Origin of the sequence: Streptomyces sp. NPDC086835, assembly GCF_044745705.1 — a bacterium.
Taxonomy (GTDB): domain Bacteria; phylum Actinomycetota; class Actinomycetes; order Streptomycetales; family Streptomycetaceae; genus Streptomyces.
In genome coordinates, this window is record NZ_JBIVAU010000002.1 from 192,142 (window position 1) to 207,697 (window position 15,556).

At 66.9% G+C, this 15,556-nt stretch carries 26 protein-coding genes; 25 read left to right on the forward strand and 1 reads right to left on the reverse strand.

Features of this window, described 5'->3' with window-relative positions; genetic code table 11:
• Positions 1 to 37: 37 nt before the first annotated feature.
• The 25 genes from rplV (at position 38) to truA (ending at position 14,021) form a co-directional block, all read left to right on the forward strand.
• Entirely contained in the window at positions 38 to 385 is a 348-nt protein-coding gene (gene rplV, locus ACIPJI_RS06975; RefSeq protein WP_004571827.1) for a 50S ribosomal protein L22, read from the forward strand.
• Positions 385 to 1,215 (forward strand): 30S ribosomal protein S3, encoded by an 831-nt coding sequence (rpsC, locus tag ACIPJI_RS06980; RefSeq protein WP_005313583.1) that lies wholly within the window; start codon positions 385 to 387, stop codon positions 1,213 to 1,215. Before rplV ends, rpsC begins: the two co-directional genes overlap by 1 nt.
• Positions 1,216 to 1,220: 5 nt before the next feature.
• Positions 1,221 to 1,640: a 50S ribosomal protein L16 gene (rplP, locus tag ACIPJI_RS06985; RefSeq protein ID WP_005313579.1), complete on the forward strand. Its 420-nt coding sequence runs from the start codon at positions 1,221 to 1,223 to the stop codon at positions 1,638 to 1,640.
• A complete protein-coding gene (gene rpmC / locus ACIPJI_RS06990) occupies positions 1,640 to 1,864 on the forward strand; it encodes a 50S ribosomal protein L29 (RefSeq protein ID WP_017949657.1) in 225 nt (74 codons plus the stop codon). The genes rplP and rpmC overlap by 1 nt, the downstream gene beginning before the upstream one ends.
• Positions 1,864 to 2,148: a 30S ribosomal protein S17 gene (gene rpsQ, locus ACIPJI_RS06995; protein WP_005313575.1), complete on the forward strand. Its 285-nt coding sequence runs from the start codon at positions 1,864 to 1,866 to the stop codon at positions 2,146 to 2,148. The genes rpmC and rpsQ overlap by 1 nt, the downstream gene beginning before the upstream one ends.
• A gap of 108 nt (positions 2,149 to 2,256) precedes the next feature.
• Complete coding sequence (rplN, locus tag ACIPJI_RS07000) at positions 2,257 to 2,625, forward strand: 50S ribosomal protein L14 (RefSeq protein WP_003956455.1); 369 nt, start codon at positions 2,257 to 2,259, stop codon at positions 2,623 to 2,625.
• A 2-nt stretch (positions 2,626 to 2,627) separates the two neighbouring features.
• Positions 2,628 to 2,951, forward strand: a complete 324-nt coding sequence (gene rplX, locus ACIPJI_RS07005) for a 50S ribosomal protein L24 (RefSeq protein WP_159688581.1) — start codon at positions 2,628 to 2,630, stop codon at positions 2,949 to 2,951.
• Positions 2,951 to 3,508, forward strand: coding sequence for a 50S ribosomal protein L5 (rplE, locus tag ACIPJI_RS07010; RefSeq protein WP_018847497.1), 558 nt, complete (start codon positions 2,951 to 2,953; stop codon positions 3,506 to 3,508). Before rplX ends, rplE begins: the two co-directional genes overlap by 1 nt.
• 5 nt (positions 3,509 to 3,513) lie before the next feature.
• Positions 3,514 to 3,699, forward strand: a complete 186-nt coding sequence (locus tag ACIPJI_RS07015) for a type Z 30S ribosomal protein S14 (RefSeq protein ID WP_003956452.1) — start codon at positions 3,514 to 3,516, stop codon at positions 3,697 to 3,699.
• 209 nt (positions 3,700 to 3,908) lie between these two features.
• Positions 3,909 to 4,307, forward strand: coding sequence for a 30S ribosomal protein S8 (gene rpsH / locus ACIPJI_RS07020; protein WP_005313538.1), 399 nt, complete (start codon positions 3,909 to 3,911; stop codon positions 4,305 to 4,307).
• Positions 4,308 to 4,328: 21 nt separating this feature from the next.
• A complete protein-coding gene (gene rplF, locus ACIPJI_RS07025; RefSeq protein ID WP_005313535.1) occupies positions 4,329 to 4,868 on the forward strand; it encodes a 50S ribosomal protein L6 in 540 nt (179 codons plus the stop codon).
• A 3-nt stretch (positions 4,869 to 4,871) separates the two neighbouring features.
• Positions 4,872 to 5,255, forward strand: a complete 384-nt coding sequence (rplR, locus tag ACIPJI_RS07030; protein WP_005313533.1) for a 50S ribosomal protein L18 — start codon at positions 4,872 to 4,874, stop codon at positions 5,253 to 5,255.
• A 46-nt stretch (positions 5,256 to 5,301) separates the two neighbouring features.
• The gene (gene rpsE, locus ACIPJI_RS07035; protein WP_005313527.1) at positions 5,302 to 5,907 is read left to right on the forward strand and encodes a 30S ribosomal protein S5; all 606 of its coding nucleotides are present in this window, start codon (positions 5,302 to 5,304) and stop codon (positions 5,905 to 5,907) included.
• The gene (gene rpmD / locus ACIPJI_RS07040; protein ID WP_005313525.1) at positions 5,907 to 6,089 is read left to right on the forward strand and encodes a 50S ribosomal protein L30; all 183 of its coding nucleotides are present in this window, start codon (positions 5,907 to 5,909) and stop codon (positions 6,087 to 6,089) included. The genes rpsE and rpmD overlap by 1 nt, the downstream gene beginning before the upstream one ends.
• A gap of 1 nt (position 6,090) precedes the next feature.
• Positions 6,091 to 6,546 (forward strand): 50S ribosomal protein L15, encoded by a 456-nt coding sequence (gene rplO / locus ACIPJI_RS07045; protein WP_005313522.1) that lies wholly within the window; start codon positions 6,091 to 6,093, stop codon positions 6,544 to 6,546.
• 222 nt (positions 6,547 to 6,768) lie between these two features.
• Positions 6,769 to 8,088 carry a preprotein translocase subunit SecY gene (gene secY / locus ACIPJI_RS07050; RefSeq protein WP_307707795.1) on the forward strand — a complete coding sequence of 440 codons (1,320 nt, stop codon included), beginning with the start codon at positions 6,769 to 6,771 and terminating at the stop codon, positions 8,086 to 8,088.
• Entirely contained in the window at positions 8,088 to 8,753 is a 666-nt protein-coding gene (locus ACIPJI_RS07055; RefSeq protein ID WP_402244909.1) for an adenylate kinase, read from the forward strand. The genes secY and ACIPJI_RS07055 overlap by 1 nt, the downstream gene beginning before the upstream one ends.
• A gap of 108 nt (positions 8,754 to 8,861) precedes the next feature.
• A complete protein-coding gene (gene map / locus ACIPJI_RS07060; protein ID WP_356620554.1) occupies positions 8,862 to 9,698 on the forward strand; it encodes a type I methionyl aminopeptidase in 837 nt (278 codons plus the stop codon).
• Between the two features lie 184 nt (positions 9,699 to 9,882).
• A complete protein-coding gene (infA, locus tag ACIPJI_RS07065) occupies positions 9,883 to 10,104 on the forward strand; it encodes a translation initiation factor IF-1 (RefSeq protein WP_003956442.1) in 222 nt (73 codons plus the stop codon).
• Positions 10,105 to 10,161: 57 nt separating this feature from the next.
• A complete protein-coding gene (gene rpmJ, locus ACIPJI_RS07070; RefSeq protein ID WP_003956441.1) occupies positions 10,162 to 10,275 on the forward strand; it encodes a 50S ribosomal protein L36 in 114 nt (37 codons plus the stop codon).
• Positions 10,276 to 10,458: 183 nt separating this feature from the next.
• Positions 10,459 to 10,839, forward strand: coding sequence for a 30S ribosomal protein S13 (rpsM, locus tag ACIPJI_RS07075; RefSeq protein ID WP_005313488.1), 381 nt, complete (start codon positions 10,459 to 10,461; stop codon positions 10,837 to 10,839).
• 67 nt (positions 10,840 to 10,906) lie between these two features.
• Complete coding sequence (gene rpsK, locus ACIPJI_RS07080) at positions 10,907 to 11,311, forward strand: 30S ribosomal protein S11 (RefSeq protein WP_003956432.1); 405 nt, start codon at positions 10,907 to 10,909, stop codon at positions 11,309 to 11,311.
• 141 nt (positions 11,312 to 11,452) lie between these two features.
• The gene (locus ACIPJI_RS07085; protein WP_003956430.1) at positions 11,453 to 12,475 is read left to right on the forward strand and encodes a DNA-directed RNA polymerase subunit alpha; all 1,023 of its coding nucleotides are present in this window, start codon (positions 11,453 to 11,455) and stop codon (positions 12,473 to 12,475) included.
• A 107-nt stretch (positions 12,476 to 12,582) separates the two neighbouring features.
• A complete protein-coding gene (gene rplQ, locus ACIPJI_RS07090; RefSeq protein WP_307707798.1) occupies positions 12,583 to 13,083 on the forward strand; it encodes a 50S ribosomal protein L17 in 501 nt (166 codons plus the stop codon).
• An 80-nt stretch (positions 13,084 to 13,163) separates the two neighbouring features.
• Positions 13,164 to 14,021 (forward strand): tRNA pseudouridine(38-40) synthase TruA, encoded by an 858-nt coding sequence (gene truA / locus ACIPJI_RS07095; protein ID WP_307707799.1) that lies wholly within the window; start codon positions 13,164 to 13,166, stop codon positions 14,019 to 14,021.
• Between the two features lie 506 nt (positions 14,022 to 14,527).
• Here truA and ACIPJI_RS07100 read toward each other — a convergent pair.
• The gene (locus tag ACIPJI_RS07100) at positions 14,528 to 15,508 is read right to left on the reverse strand and encodes a hypothetical protein (RefSeq protein ID WP_402244913.1); all 981 of its coding nucleotides are present in this window, start codon (positions 15,506 to 15,508) and stop codon (positions 14,528 to 14,530) included.
• Positions 15,509 to 15,556: the final 48 nt, after the last annotated feature.

Here is a 15,556-nt window from a genome sequence, read left to right on the forward strand (position 1 = left end):
GGTGGAACGACTAATGACTTACACCGAAGGGACAACCATGGAAGCCAGGGCCCAGGCGCGGTACATCCGCGTCACGCCCATGAAGGCCCGCCGAGTGGTGGACCTCATCCGTGGCATGGATGCCACGGAGGCTCAGGCGGTCCTGCGTTTCGCCCCGCAGGCCGCGAGCGTGCCGGTCGGCAAGGTGCTGGACAGCGCCATTGCCAACGCCGCGCACAACTACGACCACACCGACGCCTCTTCGCTGGTCATCAGCGAGGCGTACGTGGACGAAGGTCCGACCCTGAAGCGGTTCCGTCCGCGTGCTCAGGGCCGTGCCTACCGGATCCGTAAGCGGACCAGCCACATCACCGTGGTCGTCAGCAGCAAGGAAGGAACCCGGTAATGGGCCAGAAGGTAAACCCGCACGGGTTCCGGCTCGGTATCACCACGGACTTCAAGTCCCGCTGGTACGCCGACAAGCTGTACAAGGACTACGTCAAGGAAGACGTCGCCATCCGTCGGATGATGACGTCCGGCATGGAGCGCGCGGGCATCTCGAAGGTCGAGATCGAGCGCACCCGTGACCGCGTGCGGGTGGACATCCACACCGCGCGTCCCGGCATCGTCATCGGCCGCCGTGGCGCCGAGGCCGACCGCATCCGCGGCGACCTCGAGAAGCTCACGGGCAAGCAGGTCCAGCTGAACATCCTCGAGGTCAAGAACCCCGAGGTCGACGCTCAGCTCGTGGCCCAGGCCGTTGCCGAGCAGCTGTCCTCCCGCGTCTCCTTCCGCCGCGCCATGCGTAAGAGCATGCAGTCGGCGATGAAGGCCGGCGCCAAGGGCATCAAGATCCAGTGTGGCGGCCGTCTCGGCGGCGCCGAGATGTCCCGCTCGGAGTTCTACCGCGAGGGTCGTGTGCCGCTGCACACGCTGCGCGCGAACGTCGAGTACGGCTTCTTCGAGGCCAAGACGACCTTCGGCCGCATCGGCGTGAAGGTCTGGATCTACAAGGGCGACGTCAAGAACATCGCCGAGGTCCGCGCCGAGAACGCTGCTGCCCGCGCCGGCAACCGCCCGGCCCGTGGTGGCGCTGACCGCCCGGCCCGTGGTGGCCGCGGTGGCGAGCGTGGCGGTCGCGGTCGCAAGCCGCAGCAGGCTCCGGCTGCCGAGGCCCCCAAGGCCGACGCTCCCGCCGCCGCTCCGGCTGCTGAGAGCACCGGAACGGAGGCCTGACCGAAATGCTGATCCCCCGTAGGGTCAAGCACCGCAAGCAGCACCACCCGAAGCGCCGCGGTATGGCCAAGGGTGGTACGACGGTTGCGTTCGGCGAGTACGGCATCCAGGCCATGACTCCGGCGTACGTGACCAACCGCCAGATCGAGGCGGCTCGTATCGCGATGACCCGCCACATCAAGCGTGGCGGCAAGGTCTGGATCAACATCTACCCGGACCGCCCGCTGACCAAGAAGCCCGCCGAGACCCGCATGGGTTCCGGTAAGGGTTCCCCCGAGTGGTGGGTCGCGAACGTGCACCCGGGCCGGGTCATGTTCGAGCTGTCCTACCCGAACGAAAAGATTGCACGTGAGGCTCTGACTCGCGCGGCCCACAAGCTGCCGATGAAGTGCCGGATCGTCAAGCGCGAGGCAGGTGAAGCGTGATGTCGGCCGGTACCAAGGCGTCCGAGCTGCGCGAGCTGGGCAACGAGGAGCTTGTTGCCAAGCTCCGCGAGGCCAAGGAAGAGCTGTTCAACCTCCGCTTCCAGGCGGCGACCGGTCAGCTCGAGAACCACGGCCGGCTGAAGGCCGTCCGCAAGGACATCGCGCGGATCTACACCCTGATGCGTGAGCGCGAGCTGGGCATCGAGACGGTGGAGAGCGCCTGATGAGCGAGAGCAATGTGACTGAAGACAAGACCGCCCGCGGTTTCCGCAAGACCCGTGAGGGTCTCGTCGTCAGCGACAAGATGGACAAGACCGTCGTCGTCGCCGTCGAGGACCGCGTGAAGCACGCGCTGTACGGCAAGGTCATCCGCCGTACCAACAAGCTCAAGGCGCACGACGAGCAGAACGCTGCCGGCGTCGGCGACCGCGTCCTCATCATGGAGACGCGTCCGCTGTCGGCGACCAAGCGCTGGCGCATCGTCGAGATCCTCGAGAAGGCCAAGTAATTGCTTGAAGGGGTAACCCTTCGAGTTCGTTCCGCCAGGCTCGGTGGGGGTCTTTCCTCGTAAGAGGAGAGCCCCCGCCGGGAACCGGCAGACAATCAGGAGATAGACGTGATCCAGCAGGAGTCGCGACTGCGCGTCGCCGACAACACTGGTGCCAAGGAGATCCTTTGCATCCGTGTTCTCGGTGGCTCCGGTCGCCGCTACGCGGGCATCGGTGACGTCATCGTCGCCACCGTCAAGGACGCGATCCCCGGTGGCAACGTGAAGAAGGGTGACGTCGTCAAGGCGGTCATCGTTCGCACCGTCAAGGAGCGTCGTCGTCAGGACGGCTCGTACATCCGCTTCGACGAGAACGCCGCCGTCATTCTGAAGAACGACGGCGACCCTCGCGGCACCCGTATCTTCGGCCCGGTGGGCCGTGAGCTGCGCGAGAAGAAGTTCATGAAGATCATCTCGCTCGCGCCGGAGGTGCTGTAAGCATGAAGATCAAGAAGGGCGACCTGGTTCAGGTCATCACCGGTAAGGACAAGGGCAAGCAGGGCAAGGTCATTCAGGCCTTCCCCCGCGAGGACCGCGTCCTGGTCGAGGGTGTCAACCGGGTCAAGAAGCACACCAAGGCCGGCCAGACCGCTCGTGGTTCGCAGACCGGTGGCATCGTCACGACCGAGGCCCCCATTCACGTGAGCAATGTTCAGCTCGTCGTGGAGAAGGACGGCAAGAAGGTCGTGACCCGCGTCGGTTTCCGCTTCGACGACGAGGGCAACAAGATCCGCGTTGCCAAGCGGACGGGTGAGGACATCTGATGGCTACCACCACCACTCCGCGTCTGAAGACGAAGTACCGCGAGGAGATCGCGGGCAAGCTGCGTGAGGAGTTCTCCTACGAGAACGTCATGCAGGTCCCCGGCCTCGTCAAGATCGTGGTCAACATGGGTGTGGGCGACGCCGCCCGCGACTCCAAGCTGATCGACGGCGCGATTCGCGACCTCACCACGATCACCGGCCAGAAGCCGGCCGTCACCAAGGCCCGCAAGTCCATCGCGCAGTTCAAGCTGCGTGAGGGCCAGCCGATCGGTGCCCACGTCACGCTTCGTGGCGACCGCATGTGGGAGTTCCTGGACCGCACCCTGTCGCTCGCGCTTCCGCGCATCCGCGACTTCCGTGGTCTGTCCCCCAAGCAGTTCGACGGCCGTGGCAACTACACCTTCGGTCTCACGGAGCAGGTCATGTTCCACGAGATCGACCAGGACAAGATCGACCGCGTCCGGGGTATGGACATCACCGTGGTCACCACGGCGACCAACGACGACGAGGGCCGAGCCCTTCTGCGTCACCTCGGCTTCCCGTTCAAGGAGGCGTAAGCGAGATGGCGAAGAAGGCTCTTATTGCCAAGGCTGCTCGTAAGCCCAAGTTCGGTGTGCGTGCGTACACCCGCTGCCAGCGCTGCGGCCGCCCGCACTCCGTGTACCGCAAGTTCGGCCTGTGCCGCGTGTGCCTTCGTGAGATGGCTCACCGTGGCGAGCTGCCGGGCGTGACCAAGAGCTCCTGGTAGTCCCCTTAATCGGGACAACCGGAGTCTCTCGGTAAGCAGAGGGTTGGCAGGGGCCCTTCTCTCCATGGCTTAGGCTAGGAGGGTTGGGCGTCTGCCGCCCGTACGACTTACTACGCCGTAGGTCCCCGCGCCGCACCCGTCCCGCCCCAGTGTGGGGAGAGGGATGGCGCATACAGGAAACCCCGGCGAGAGAGGCCGAAGGCCAATTCATGACCATGACTGATCCGATCGCAGACATGCTGACGCGTCTGCGTAACGCGAACTCGGCGTACCACGACTCCGTGGTGATGCCGCACAGCAAGATCAAGTCGCACATCGCCGAGATCCTCCAGCAGGAGGGTTTCATCACCGGCTGGAAGGTCGAGGACGCCGAGGTCGGCAAGAACCTCGTCCTCGAGCTGAAGTTCGGCCCGAACCGTGAGCGTTCGATCGCCGGCATCAAGCGCATCTCCAAGCCGGGTCTGCGTGTTTACGCGAAGTCCACCAACCTGCCGAAGGTTCTCGGCGGCCTGGGCGTGGCGATCATCTCCACGTCCCACGGTCTCCTGACCGGCCAGCAGGCGCAGAAGAAGGGCGTGGGTGGGGAAGTCCTCGCCTACGTCTGGTAGTCGGGAACGGAGGAAAAGCTAATGTCGCGAATCGGCAAGCTCCCCATCCAGGTTCCCGCCGGTGTGGACGTCACCATCGATGGCCGCACGGTCGCGGTGAAGGGTCCGAAGGGCTCCCTCACGCACACCGTCGCTGCGCCGATCGAGATTGTTAAGGGCGAGGAGGGCGTGCTCAACGTCACCCGTCCCAACGACGAGCGTCAGAACAAGGCCCTGCACGGCCTGTCCCGCACGCTGGTGGCGAACATGATCACCGGTGTGACCCAGGGATACACCAAGGCGCTCGAGATCAGCGGTGTCGGTTACCGCGTCGCCGCGAAGGGCTCCAACCTGGAGTTCCAGCTCGGTTACAGCCACCCGATCCTGGTGGAGGCGCCGGAAGGCATCTCCTTCAAGGTCGAGTCGCCGACCAAGTTCTCGGTCGAGGGCATCGACAAGCAGAAGGTCGGCGAGGTCGCCGCGAACATCCGCAAGCTGCGCAAGCCCGACCCGTACAAGGCCAAGGGCGTGAAGTATGCGGGCGAGGTCATCCGCCGCAAGGTCGGAAAGGCGGGTAAGTAAGCCATGGCATACGGTGTGAAGATTGCCAAGGGTGACGCGTACAAGCGCGCCGCCATCAAGCGCCGCCACATCCGCGTCCGCAAGAACGTCTCCGGTACGCCGGAGCGTCCGCGCCTGGTCGTGACGCGTTCCAACCGCCACATCGTGGCCCAGGTCATCGACGACATCGCGGGCCACACGCTCGCTTCGGCGTCGACCCTGGACACCTCGATCCGTGGTGGCGAGGGCGACAAGAGCGCCCAGGCCAAGCAGGTCGGTTCCCTGGTCGCCGAGCGCGCCAAGGCCGCCGGCGTCGAGGCCGTCGTGTTCGACCGTGGTGGCAACAGGTACGCCGGGCGCATTGCCGCTCTGGCTGACGCCGCCCGCGAAGCCGGGCTGAAGTTCTGAGCCCCGGTTCCGGGACTAACGGACGTAACAGAGAGAGGTAAATCCAATGGCTGGACCCCAGCGCCGCGGAAGCGGTGCCGGTGGCGGCGAGCGGCGGGACCGGAAGGGTCGCGACGGTGGCGCAGCTGCCGCCGAGAAGACCGCGTACGTTGAGCGCGTTGTCGCGATCAACCGCGTCGCCAAGGTTGTCAAGGGTGGTCGTCGCTTCAGCTTCACCGCGCTCGTCGTGGTGGGTGACGGTGACGGCACCGTAGGCGTCGGTTACGGCAAGGCCAAGGAGGTGCCGGCCGCCATCGCCAAGGGTGTTGAGGAGGCCAAGAAGCACTTCTTCAAGGTCCCCCGTATCCAGGGCACCATCCCTCACCCGATCCAGGGTGAGAAGGCTGCCGGCGTCGTCCTGCTCAAGCCGGCTTCCCCCGGTACCGGTGTTATCGCCGGTGGCCCGGTGCGCGCCGTGCTCGAGTGCGCGGGCGTGCACGACATCCTGTCGAAGTCGCTCGGCTCGGACAACGCGATCAACATCGTGCACGCGACCGTGGCGGCCCTCAAGGGCCTGCAGCGTCCCGAGGAGATCGCGGCTCGCCGTGGTCTGCCCCTCGAGGACGTCGCCCCCGCGGCTCTGCTCCGTGCGCGTGCGGGAGCGGGTGCGTAATGGCCCGCCTCAAGATCACGCAGACGAAGTCGTACATCGGCAGCAAGCAGAACCACCGTGACACCCTGCGTTCGCTCGGGCTCAAGCGCCTGAACGACGTGGTCGTCAAGGAGGACCGCCCCGAGTTCCGCGGAATGGTTCACACCGTCCGCCACCTCGTGACGGTCGAGGAGGTCGACTGACATGGCGGAGCAGAACCCGCTGAAGGTCCACAACCTCCGTCCCGCCCCGGGCGCCAAGACCGCCAAGACCCGTGTGGGTCGTGGTGAGGCGTCGAAGGGTAAGACGGCCGGTCGTGGTACCAAGGGCACCAAGGCCCGTTACCAGGTTCCGGAGCGCTTCGAGGGTGGGCAGATGCCCCTCCACATGCGTCTCCCGAAGCTCAAGGGCTTCAAGAACCCGTTCCGCACCGAGTACCAGGTCGTGAACCTGGACAAGCTCGCTGCCCTCTACCCCGAGGGTGGCGAGGTCACCGTTGCCGACCTGGTCGACAAGGGTGCCGTGCGCAAGAACAGCCTCGTCAAGGTCCTGGGCCAGGGCGAGATCTCCGTGGCGCTGCAGGTGACGGTCGACGCCGTCTCCGGTTCCGCCAAGGAGAAGATTGCCGCCGCCGGCGGCACCGTCACCGAGCTCGTCTGAGACGACTCGATGGCTTGAACATCCGACCGGGGATGCCTCTCATAAGGGGCATCCCCGGTTGGTCGTTCCTTGGGGGGCACGGTCGCCGGTAAGGTGTCGTGCGTTGTTAACTTCAGCCCGGTGTGCCTACTGGCGCCCCGTGCGGATTTTGCCTGATACGTATTCGTCGATCCTCAAGACCGTCACCTCTGACGCAGTAGCGCGGGGGTCGCAGGAGGCACCGTGCTCACCGCGTTCGCCCGGGCGTTCAAGACGCCCGACCTGCGCAAGAAGCTGCTCTTCACACTGGCCATCATCGTTCTGTACCGACTCGGGTCACACATCCCGGTACCCGGTGTCAGTTATCAGAATGTCCAGATCTGTGTCGACGCGGCCACGAAGGGCAACAACAGCCTGTTCGGGCTGGTGAACATGTTCAGCGGCGGAGCGCTGCTGCAGATCACCATCTTCGCGCTCGGCATCATGCCGTACATCACGGCGAGCATCATCCTGCAGCTGCTGACCGTGGTCATCCCGCGGCTGGAGGCCCTCAAGAAGGAGGGTCAGTCCGGCACGGCGAAGATCACGCAGTACACGCGTTACCTGACGGTGGCGCTCGCGGTGCTGCAGGGCACCGGCCTCGTCGCCACCGCCCGGAGCGGGGCGCTCTTCGCCAGCTGCCCGGTCGGGAACGAGATCGTGCCGGACCGCTCGATCTTCACCACCATCGTGATGGTCGTCACCATGACCGCCGGTACCGCGGCCGTCATGTGGCTCGGTGAGCTCATCACCGACCGCGGCATCGGCAACGGCATGTCGATCCTGATGTTCATCTCGATCGCCGCCGGCTTCCCGGGCGCCCTCTGGGCGATCAAGGAGAGCGGCAAGCTCGCCCAGGGCTGGATCGAGTTCGGCACGGTCATCCTGATCGGCTTCGTGATGGTTGCGCTGGTCGTCTTCGTCGAGCAGGCCCAGCGGCGCATCCCGGTGCAGTACGCGAAGCGGATGATCGGTCGCAGGTCGTACGGCGGTACGTCCACATACATCCCGCTCAAGGTGAACCAGGCGGGTGTGATTCCCGTCATCTTCGCCTCGTCGCTGCTCTACATTCCGGCGCTCGTCGCGCAGTTCTCGAACTCGCAGTCGGGCTGGAAAACCTGGATCGAAGCCCACTTCGTCAAGGGCGATCACCCCTACTACATCATCACGTACTTCCTCCTGATCGTGTTCTTCGCCTTCTTCTATGTGGCGATCTCGTTCAACCCCGAGGAAGTCGCGGACAACATGAAGAAGTATGGTGGCTTCATCCCGGGTATCCGGGCTGGTCGACCTACTGCCGAGTATCTGAGCTACGTGCTCAACAGGATCACTTGGCCGGGCTCGCTGTACCTGGGTCTGATTGCTCTTGTCCCGACGATGGCGTTGGCAGGCTTCGGCGGCGCGAACCAGAACTTCCCGTTCGGCGGGACGAGCATCCTCATCATCGTGGGTGTGGGTCTGGAGACCGTGAAGCAGATCGAGAGCCAGCTCCAGCAGCGCAATTACGAAGGGTTCCTCCGCTGATGCGAATCGTCCTCGTCGGACCGCCCGGTGCCGGGAAAGGGACGCAGGCTGCGTTCCTCGCCAAGAACCTGTCGATCCCGCACATCTCCACGGGCGACCTGTTCCGCGCCAACATCTCCCAGGGCACCGAGCTGGGGAAGCAGGCCAAGGCGTACATGGACGCCGGCAACCTGGTCCCCGACGAGGTGACCATCGGGATGGCCAAGGACCGCATGTCCCAGCCGGACGCCGTGGGCGGCTTCCTGCTCGACGGCTTCCCGCGCAACGTGGGCCAGGCCGGGGCGCTGGACGAGATGCTCAAGGGCGAGGGCGTCCAGCTGGACGCCGTGCTCGACCTGGAGGTCCCCGAGGACGAGGTCGTCAAGCGGATCGCCGGACGTCGTGTGTGCCGCAACAACAGCGCGCACGTCTTCCACGTGACGTACTCCCCGGCCAAGGCCGAGGGCGTCTGCGACGAGTGCGGCGGCGAGCTGTACCAGCGCGACGACGACTCGGAGGAGACGGTCCGCAAGCGGCTCGAGGTCTACCACACGCAGACCGAGCCGATCATCGACTACTACAGGTCGCAGGGCCTGGTGGTCACCATCTCCGCGCTCGGCAAGGTCACCGATGTGACCGCCCGGGCGATGGAGGCCCTCCAGGTGGACAAGGCCGCCCAGGCCTGAGCACCTGCGAGGCAGTTTCTTGAGAGTCACGGCCGCGGTGTCCTTCGGACGCCGCGGCCGTATCGTTGATAAGCCCGGTACCACTTGTCCAGAAAGGCGCCCGCCGCAATGGTGCAGATCAAGACCCCCGAGCAGATCGCGAAGATGCGCGAGGCGGGACTGGTCGTCGCCGCCATCCACGACGCGACCCGCAAGGCCGCGGTGCCCGGCGCCACGACCAAGGATCTCGACGAGGTCGCCCGCAAGGTGATCGCCGACCACGGCGCGAAGTCGAACTTCCTCGGTTACGGGGGCTTCCCCGCGACGATCTGCACCTCGGTCAACGAGGTCGTCGTCCACGGCATCCCGGACGACAAGACCGTCCTCAAGGACGGCGACATCATCTCCATCGACTGCGGGGCCATCGTCGACGGCTGGCACGGGGACGCCGCCTACACAGCCTTCGTGGGCAGCGGCCACGCTCCGGAGCTCCTCGAGCTGTCCCGGGTGACCGAGGAGTCGATGTGGGCCGGCATCGCCGCGATGAAGAACGGCAACCGGCTCGTCGACGTCTCCCGCGCCATCGAGACGTACATCCGCCGCCAGCCGCGTCCCGCGACCGGTAAGTACGGGATCATCGAGGACTACGGCGGCCACGGCATCGGCACCGAGATGCACATGGACCCGCACCTGCTGAACTACGTCTCGCGCAAGCGCGGCAAGGGCCCCAAGCTGGTCCCCGGCTTCTGCCTGGCCATCGAGCCGATGGTGTCGCTCGGCACGCCGCACACGGAGGTCCTGTCCGACGACTGGACGGTCATCACCACCGACGGCACCTGGTCCTCCCACTGGGAGCACTCGGTCGCGCTGACGGAGGAGGGCCCGCTGGTCCTGACCGCCCACGACGGCGGCAAGGCGAAACTGGCGGAGCTGGGCATCACGGCGGCGCCGGACCCGCTGGCATGACGCGCGGCGGCCGCGGCGCGTCTTCGGGCGCGCGCGCCGCTTAACGATCTCTCACGTTGGGCACACTTGCCGGATTCGTCTTTTCGAAAGGCCTGACGTAGACTGATGCGTCGGCTCTCGTGTACCCGTGTGTCCTCACACGGTGGCGGGAGTCGATCAAGGTAGCCGATTCGAAAGGCGAAGCGTGGCCAAGAAGCAAGGTGCCATCGAAATCGAGGGCACCGTGATCGAGTCCCTCCCGAACGCCATGTTCAAGGTGGAGCTCCAGAACGGTCACAAGGTCCTCGCGCACATCTCCGGCAAGATGCGGATGCACTACATCCGTATCCTCCCGGACGACCGGGTCGTCGTGGAGCTCTCCCCGTACGACCTGACGCGTGGCCGGATCGTCTACCGGTACAAGTAGATCTTGTCGCACCCCCCTCGCGGGGTGTCGGCACTGACCCGGAGAACCTCACATCCCATGAAGGTCAAGCCGAGCGTCAAGAAGATCTGCGACAAGTGCAAGGTGATCCGCCGTCACGGCCGGGTCATGGTCATCTGCGACAACCTGCGCCACAAGCAGCGCCAGGGCTGACGCACGCCGACCGACCTGCACCCGCAGTTCTTCGCGCGACGCAAGCAACGTACATACGCAGAGCCCGCCCAGCCCGCAAGGGTCGGCGGCACCTCCGGCGGGGGCCGGGGACCTCGCTCGTACCTCATACGGCGAACGGGGAGCGGTTCTGTGGCAGACCCCCGAACACACAGGAGCCATTGAATGGCACGCGTTTCCGGTGTTGACATCCCGCGCGAGAAGCGTGTGGAGATCGCACTCACCTACGTCTTCGGTATCGGGCGTACCCGGTCCAAGGAGATCCTCGCCTCGACCGGCGTGAACCCGAACACCCGCGTTCGTGACCTGGCCGAAGAGGACCTGGTCAAGATCCGCGAGTACGTGGACGCCAACCTCCAGACCGAGGGCGACCTCCGCCGCGAGATCCAGGGCGACATTCGCCGCAAGATCGAGATCCAGTGCTACCAGGGCATCCGTCACCGTCGTGGCCTGCCCGTGCACGGACAGCGGACCAGCACGAACGCCCGTACCCGCAAGGGCCCGCGTCGCGCCATCGCCGGTAAGAAGAAGCCGGGCAAGAAGTAGTCCTCAGCGGACGCTTTACCAAGCGGTCTTCGCTGTAGGACCGACCACCTCCCCGTAGGAGTTATAGATGCCCCCCAAGGGTCGTCAGGGCGCTGCCAAGAAGGTGCGCCGCAAGGAAAAGAAGAACGTCGCTCACGGCCACGCGCACATCAAGAGCACGTTCAACAACACGATCGTGTCCATCACGGACCCGAGCGGCAACGTGATCTCCTGGGCCTCCGCCGGCCACGTCGGCTTCAAGGGCTCGCGCAAGTCCACCCCCTTCGCCGCGCAGATGGCCGCCGAGTCGGCCGCCCGTCGCGCGCAGGAGCACGGCATGCGCAAGGTCGACGTCTTCGTCAAGGGTCCCGGCTCCGGCCGTGAGACCGCGATCCGCTCCCTCCAGGCCACCGGCCTCGAGGTCGGCTCGATCCAGGACGTCACCCCCACGCCGCACAACGGCTGCCGTCCCCCCAAGCGGAGGCGCGTCTGACCTCAGGTGCGTGACGCATCTGGGTCGACGTAGGGCTTTCGGGCGGTAGGTCCCACGTGGGGCGTACCGCCCGTACCCTTGCAGTACGCAGTACCTGTCGGGTGTCAAATAGCGGGCATCCATGACTGAAGGAAACACACCATGCTTATCGCTCAGCGTCCCTCGCTGACCGAAGAGGTCGTCGACGAGTACCGCTCGCGGTTCGTGATCGAGCCCCTCGAGCCGGGCTTCGGTTACACCCTCGGCAACTCGCTCCGCCGTACGCTCCTCTCCTCGATCCCGGGTGCGGCCGTCACGTCCATCCGCATCGACGGTGTCCTGCACGAGTTCACCACCGTGCCGGGCGTCAAGGAGGACGTCACCGACCTCATCCTGAACATCAAGCAGCTGGTCGTCTCCTCGGAGCACGACGAGCCGGTCGTGATGTACCTGCGCAAGCAGGGTCCCGGCCTGGTCACCGCTGCTGACATCGCCCCGCCGGCCGGTGTCGAGGTGCACAACCCCGACCTGGTGCTCGCCACGCTCAACGGCAAGGGCAAGCTGGAGATGGAGCTGACCGTCGAGCGCGGTCGCGGCTACGTCTCCGCCGTGCAGAACAAGCAGGTGGGCCAGGAGATCGGCCGGATCCCGGTCGACTCCATCTACTCGCCGGTCCTCAAGGTCACCTACAAGGTCGAGGCGACCCGAGTCGAGCAGCGCACCGACTTCGACAAGCTGATCGTCGACGTCGAGACCAAGCAGGCCATGCGCCCGCGTGACGCCATGGCGTCCGCCGGTAAGACCCTGGTCGAGCTGTTCGGTCTGGCCCGCGAGCTCAACATCGACGCCGAGGGCATCGACATGGGCCCGTCCCCCACGGACGCCGCCCTTGCCGCCGACCTGGCGCTGCCGATCGAGGAGCTCGAGCTCACCGTTCGTTCGTACAACTGCCTCAAGCGTGAGGGCATCCACTCCGTGGGTGAGCTCGTGGCGCGTTCCGAGGCCGACCTGCTCGACATCCGCAACTTCGGTGCGAAGTCGATCGACGAGGTCAAGGCGAAGCTGGCCGGCATGGGCCTGGCCCTCAAGGACAGCCCGCCCGGATTCGACCCGACCGCCGCCGCCGACGCCTTCGGCGCCGACGACGACGCGGACGCGGGCTTCGTCGAGACCGAGCAGTACTGAGAAGGCTTGCGGGGAGCCCCGGCTCCCCGCACACCCTCCGGCGACCGCCGGGAGGGAACTGACACCGGTACCTGATACGGCCGGTGCAGATCACAAGGAGAAACCCCATGCCGCGTCCCACCAAGGGAGCCCGTTTCGGTGGCAGCGCCGCTCACGAGAAGCTTCTTCTCGCGAACCTGGCGAAGTCGCTGTTCGAGCACGGCCGCATCACCACGACCGAGGCCAAGGCCCGCCGCCTGCGTCCGGTCGCCGAGCGCCTGATCACCAAGGCGAAGAAGGGCGACATCCACAACCGTCGTCTGGTGCTGCAGACGATCACGGACAAGGGCATCGTGCACACGCTCTTCACCGAGATCGCTCCGCGTTACGCCGAGCGTCCGGGTGGCTACACCCGTATCACCAAGATCGGCAACCGTCGTGGCGACAACGCCCCGATGGCCGTGATCGAGCTCGTCGAGGGCGAGATCGCGAAGAAGGCGACCGTGGCCGAGGCCGAGGCCGCCACGAAGCGCGCGGTCAAGGAAGACGCCCTGAAGAAGGACGACGCCGCCGAGGCGAAGGCCGACGAGGCCGCTGAGGCTCCGGCCGAGGAGTCGAAGGACGCCTGAACCTGATTTCAGGTTCGTCGAGCGGGCCCGTTCCCCACTGGGGGCGGGCCCGTTCCGCGTGAGTTGAGAGGATGGATCGCGTGAGCGACGAGGTGGAGCCCGGCTTCGTACGGGTGCGGCTGGATCTTTCGTACGACGGCAAGGACTTCTCCGGCTGGGCGAAGCAGGCCGGCGGCCGGCGGACCGTGCAGGGCGAGATCGAGGACGCCCTGCGCACGGTCACGCGCTCGCGGACGACGTACGAGCTGACCGTCGCCGGACGCACCGACGCCGGGGTGCACGCGCGCGGCCAGGTGGCGCACGTGGATCTGCCCGTGGAGCTGTGGGCGGAGCACCGGGAGAAGCTGCTCAAGCGTCTGGCCGGCCGGCTCTCGCGCGATGTGCGGATCTGGAGCGTGGCGGAGGCGCCCGAGGGGTTCAACGCGCGCTTCTCGGCGATATGGCGGCGCTACGCGTACCGGGTGACGGACAACCCCGGCGGCGTCGACCCGCTGCTGCGCGGTCATGTGCTGTGGCACGACTGGCCGTTGGACGTGGCCGCGATGAACGAGGCCTCGGCCGGACTGGTCGGGGAGCACGACTTCGCGGCGTACTGCAAGAAGCGCGACGGTGCGACGACCATCCGCACGCTCCAGCAACTGTCGTGGGAACGCGACCCGTCCGGCGTCATCACCGCGACCGTGAAGGCCGACGCCTTCTGCCACAACATGGTGCGCTCGCTGGTGGGCGCGCTGCTGTTCGTCGGCGACGGTCACCGGCCCGCCGAGTGGCCCGCGAAGGTCCTGGCCGCCGGTGTGCGCGACTCGGCGGTCCACGTCGTACGGCCGCACGGTCTCACGCTGGAGGAAGTCGGCTACCCGGCCGACGAGTTGCTTGCCGCGCGGAACAAGGAGGCGCGCAACAGGCGTTCGCTGCCCGCCGCGACCGGCTGCTGCTGAGTCGGGGCAGGGCCGAGTCAACTCCTGGAACTCCGGCTGTACTTGCCGCGAAGAGGCCGTGCGTGAAGGGGGGCGGGCGCCGGTGGTGCCCGCCCCCTTCGGCGTACCGGTCAGGCGGTGCGGCGGCCGCGGGCCCAGAACCACCGGGCGCCGCAGAGTGCCCGGTGAGCGCCGCGATCCCGTCGGCCGTCAGCGCGGACGAGCCCGTGGAGGGACCTCCGGCGACGGGCGCGGAGGCGCGGACTGGGCGGCCGTCCTCAGGGGCCGCAGTGTTCCGGCCGCCACCGTGCCGGCTGTCCGGCGCAGAGCGCCGCGGAAGGCGAATCACATCGTCCACCCGTCCTGCGTGAAGCCCTTGGAGGCCGGACAGCCTCCGACGACGGGATCGCCGGGCGGGCCGGAAGGCTGCACGGGCGGGTGACGCGAGTTGTCTGTCGGGCCGGGGCACCGTCGGCCGGTCCCGCCGCCGCGCCGGCGCGGGACCGGTGGTGCCGCCCTCGGCCGGGCTACCCGGCCGGGGCGGAGGCCGCCGCGGAGGCCTGCGCCTCGCCACGGCGGACGATCTGGCGGAACGTGAACTCGCCCAGGTCGTCGCCGGTCTGGAAGGCCTTGGTGTCCTGCTTGGTGACGGACTTGGCCTTGGTGTAGCCGGTGGTCGTGAAGTAGGCGTAACGGCCGTAGGCGTTGAAGGTGGAGCGGCACACCGGACCGCCCTTGCAGAACGCGGGCACGCCGGCGCCCGGCAGCGGCACGACGCTGCCCGAAGCCTGCTGGAGGGCCTTCTTCGCCTTCGCCTCGTTCTCGAAGGTGGCGACGGCGATCGTGACCGCGATGCCGTCCTTGCTGTAGGTGGCGCGGAAGACCTGCTCGCAGCCGTTGCTCTCGAGGGCGGTCGCCAGGGCGCCCTTGACGGCGGAGGCGCAGTTGCCGGTGCGGGCCAGCGCGCCCTTGTCGTAGACGCGGTCGCCCATCGTCAGCTTCTTGCCGGGGAACAGCGTCTCGGCGCTCAGCGGCAGAGTGTCCTTCTTGCGCTCGGAGACGAAGTCCTTCGGGTTCGGCGGCGGCAGGGGCGCCACGGAGGAGAAGGACGGCTCCGGCGCGGTGGTGTTCTGCGGCAGTTCCGGCGGCGCGGGGAGCTGGCTGCTGTTCTTGTCCGAGGCGGTGTCGTCGCCGTCCTTGTTGGACGAGACGATCGCGGTGGCGACGGCGCCGGCTATGAGCGCGGTCGCGAGTGCGCCGCCGCCGACCATGAGCCAGCGCCTGCGGCGGGCACGGGCGGCCGAGGCGTCGGCGAGCGCGGCCCAGTCGGGCGTGCCGTCACCGCCCGACCGGTCGCCGAACGGGTCGAAGGAGTCCTGCCCGTACTGGTTCTGACCGTACCGGCCCGGTCCCTGGCCGTACTGGTTCTGTCCGAACTGGCCCTGGTTGTACGGGTTCTGGTCCTGTCCGCCGGACCCCCACTGTGGTCCCCCCTGCCCGAAGCTCATGCCGCGCATCCTAAACCTGTTGGGCGGGGCCGGTCCCGGCAGTCAGAA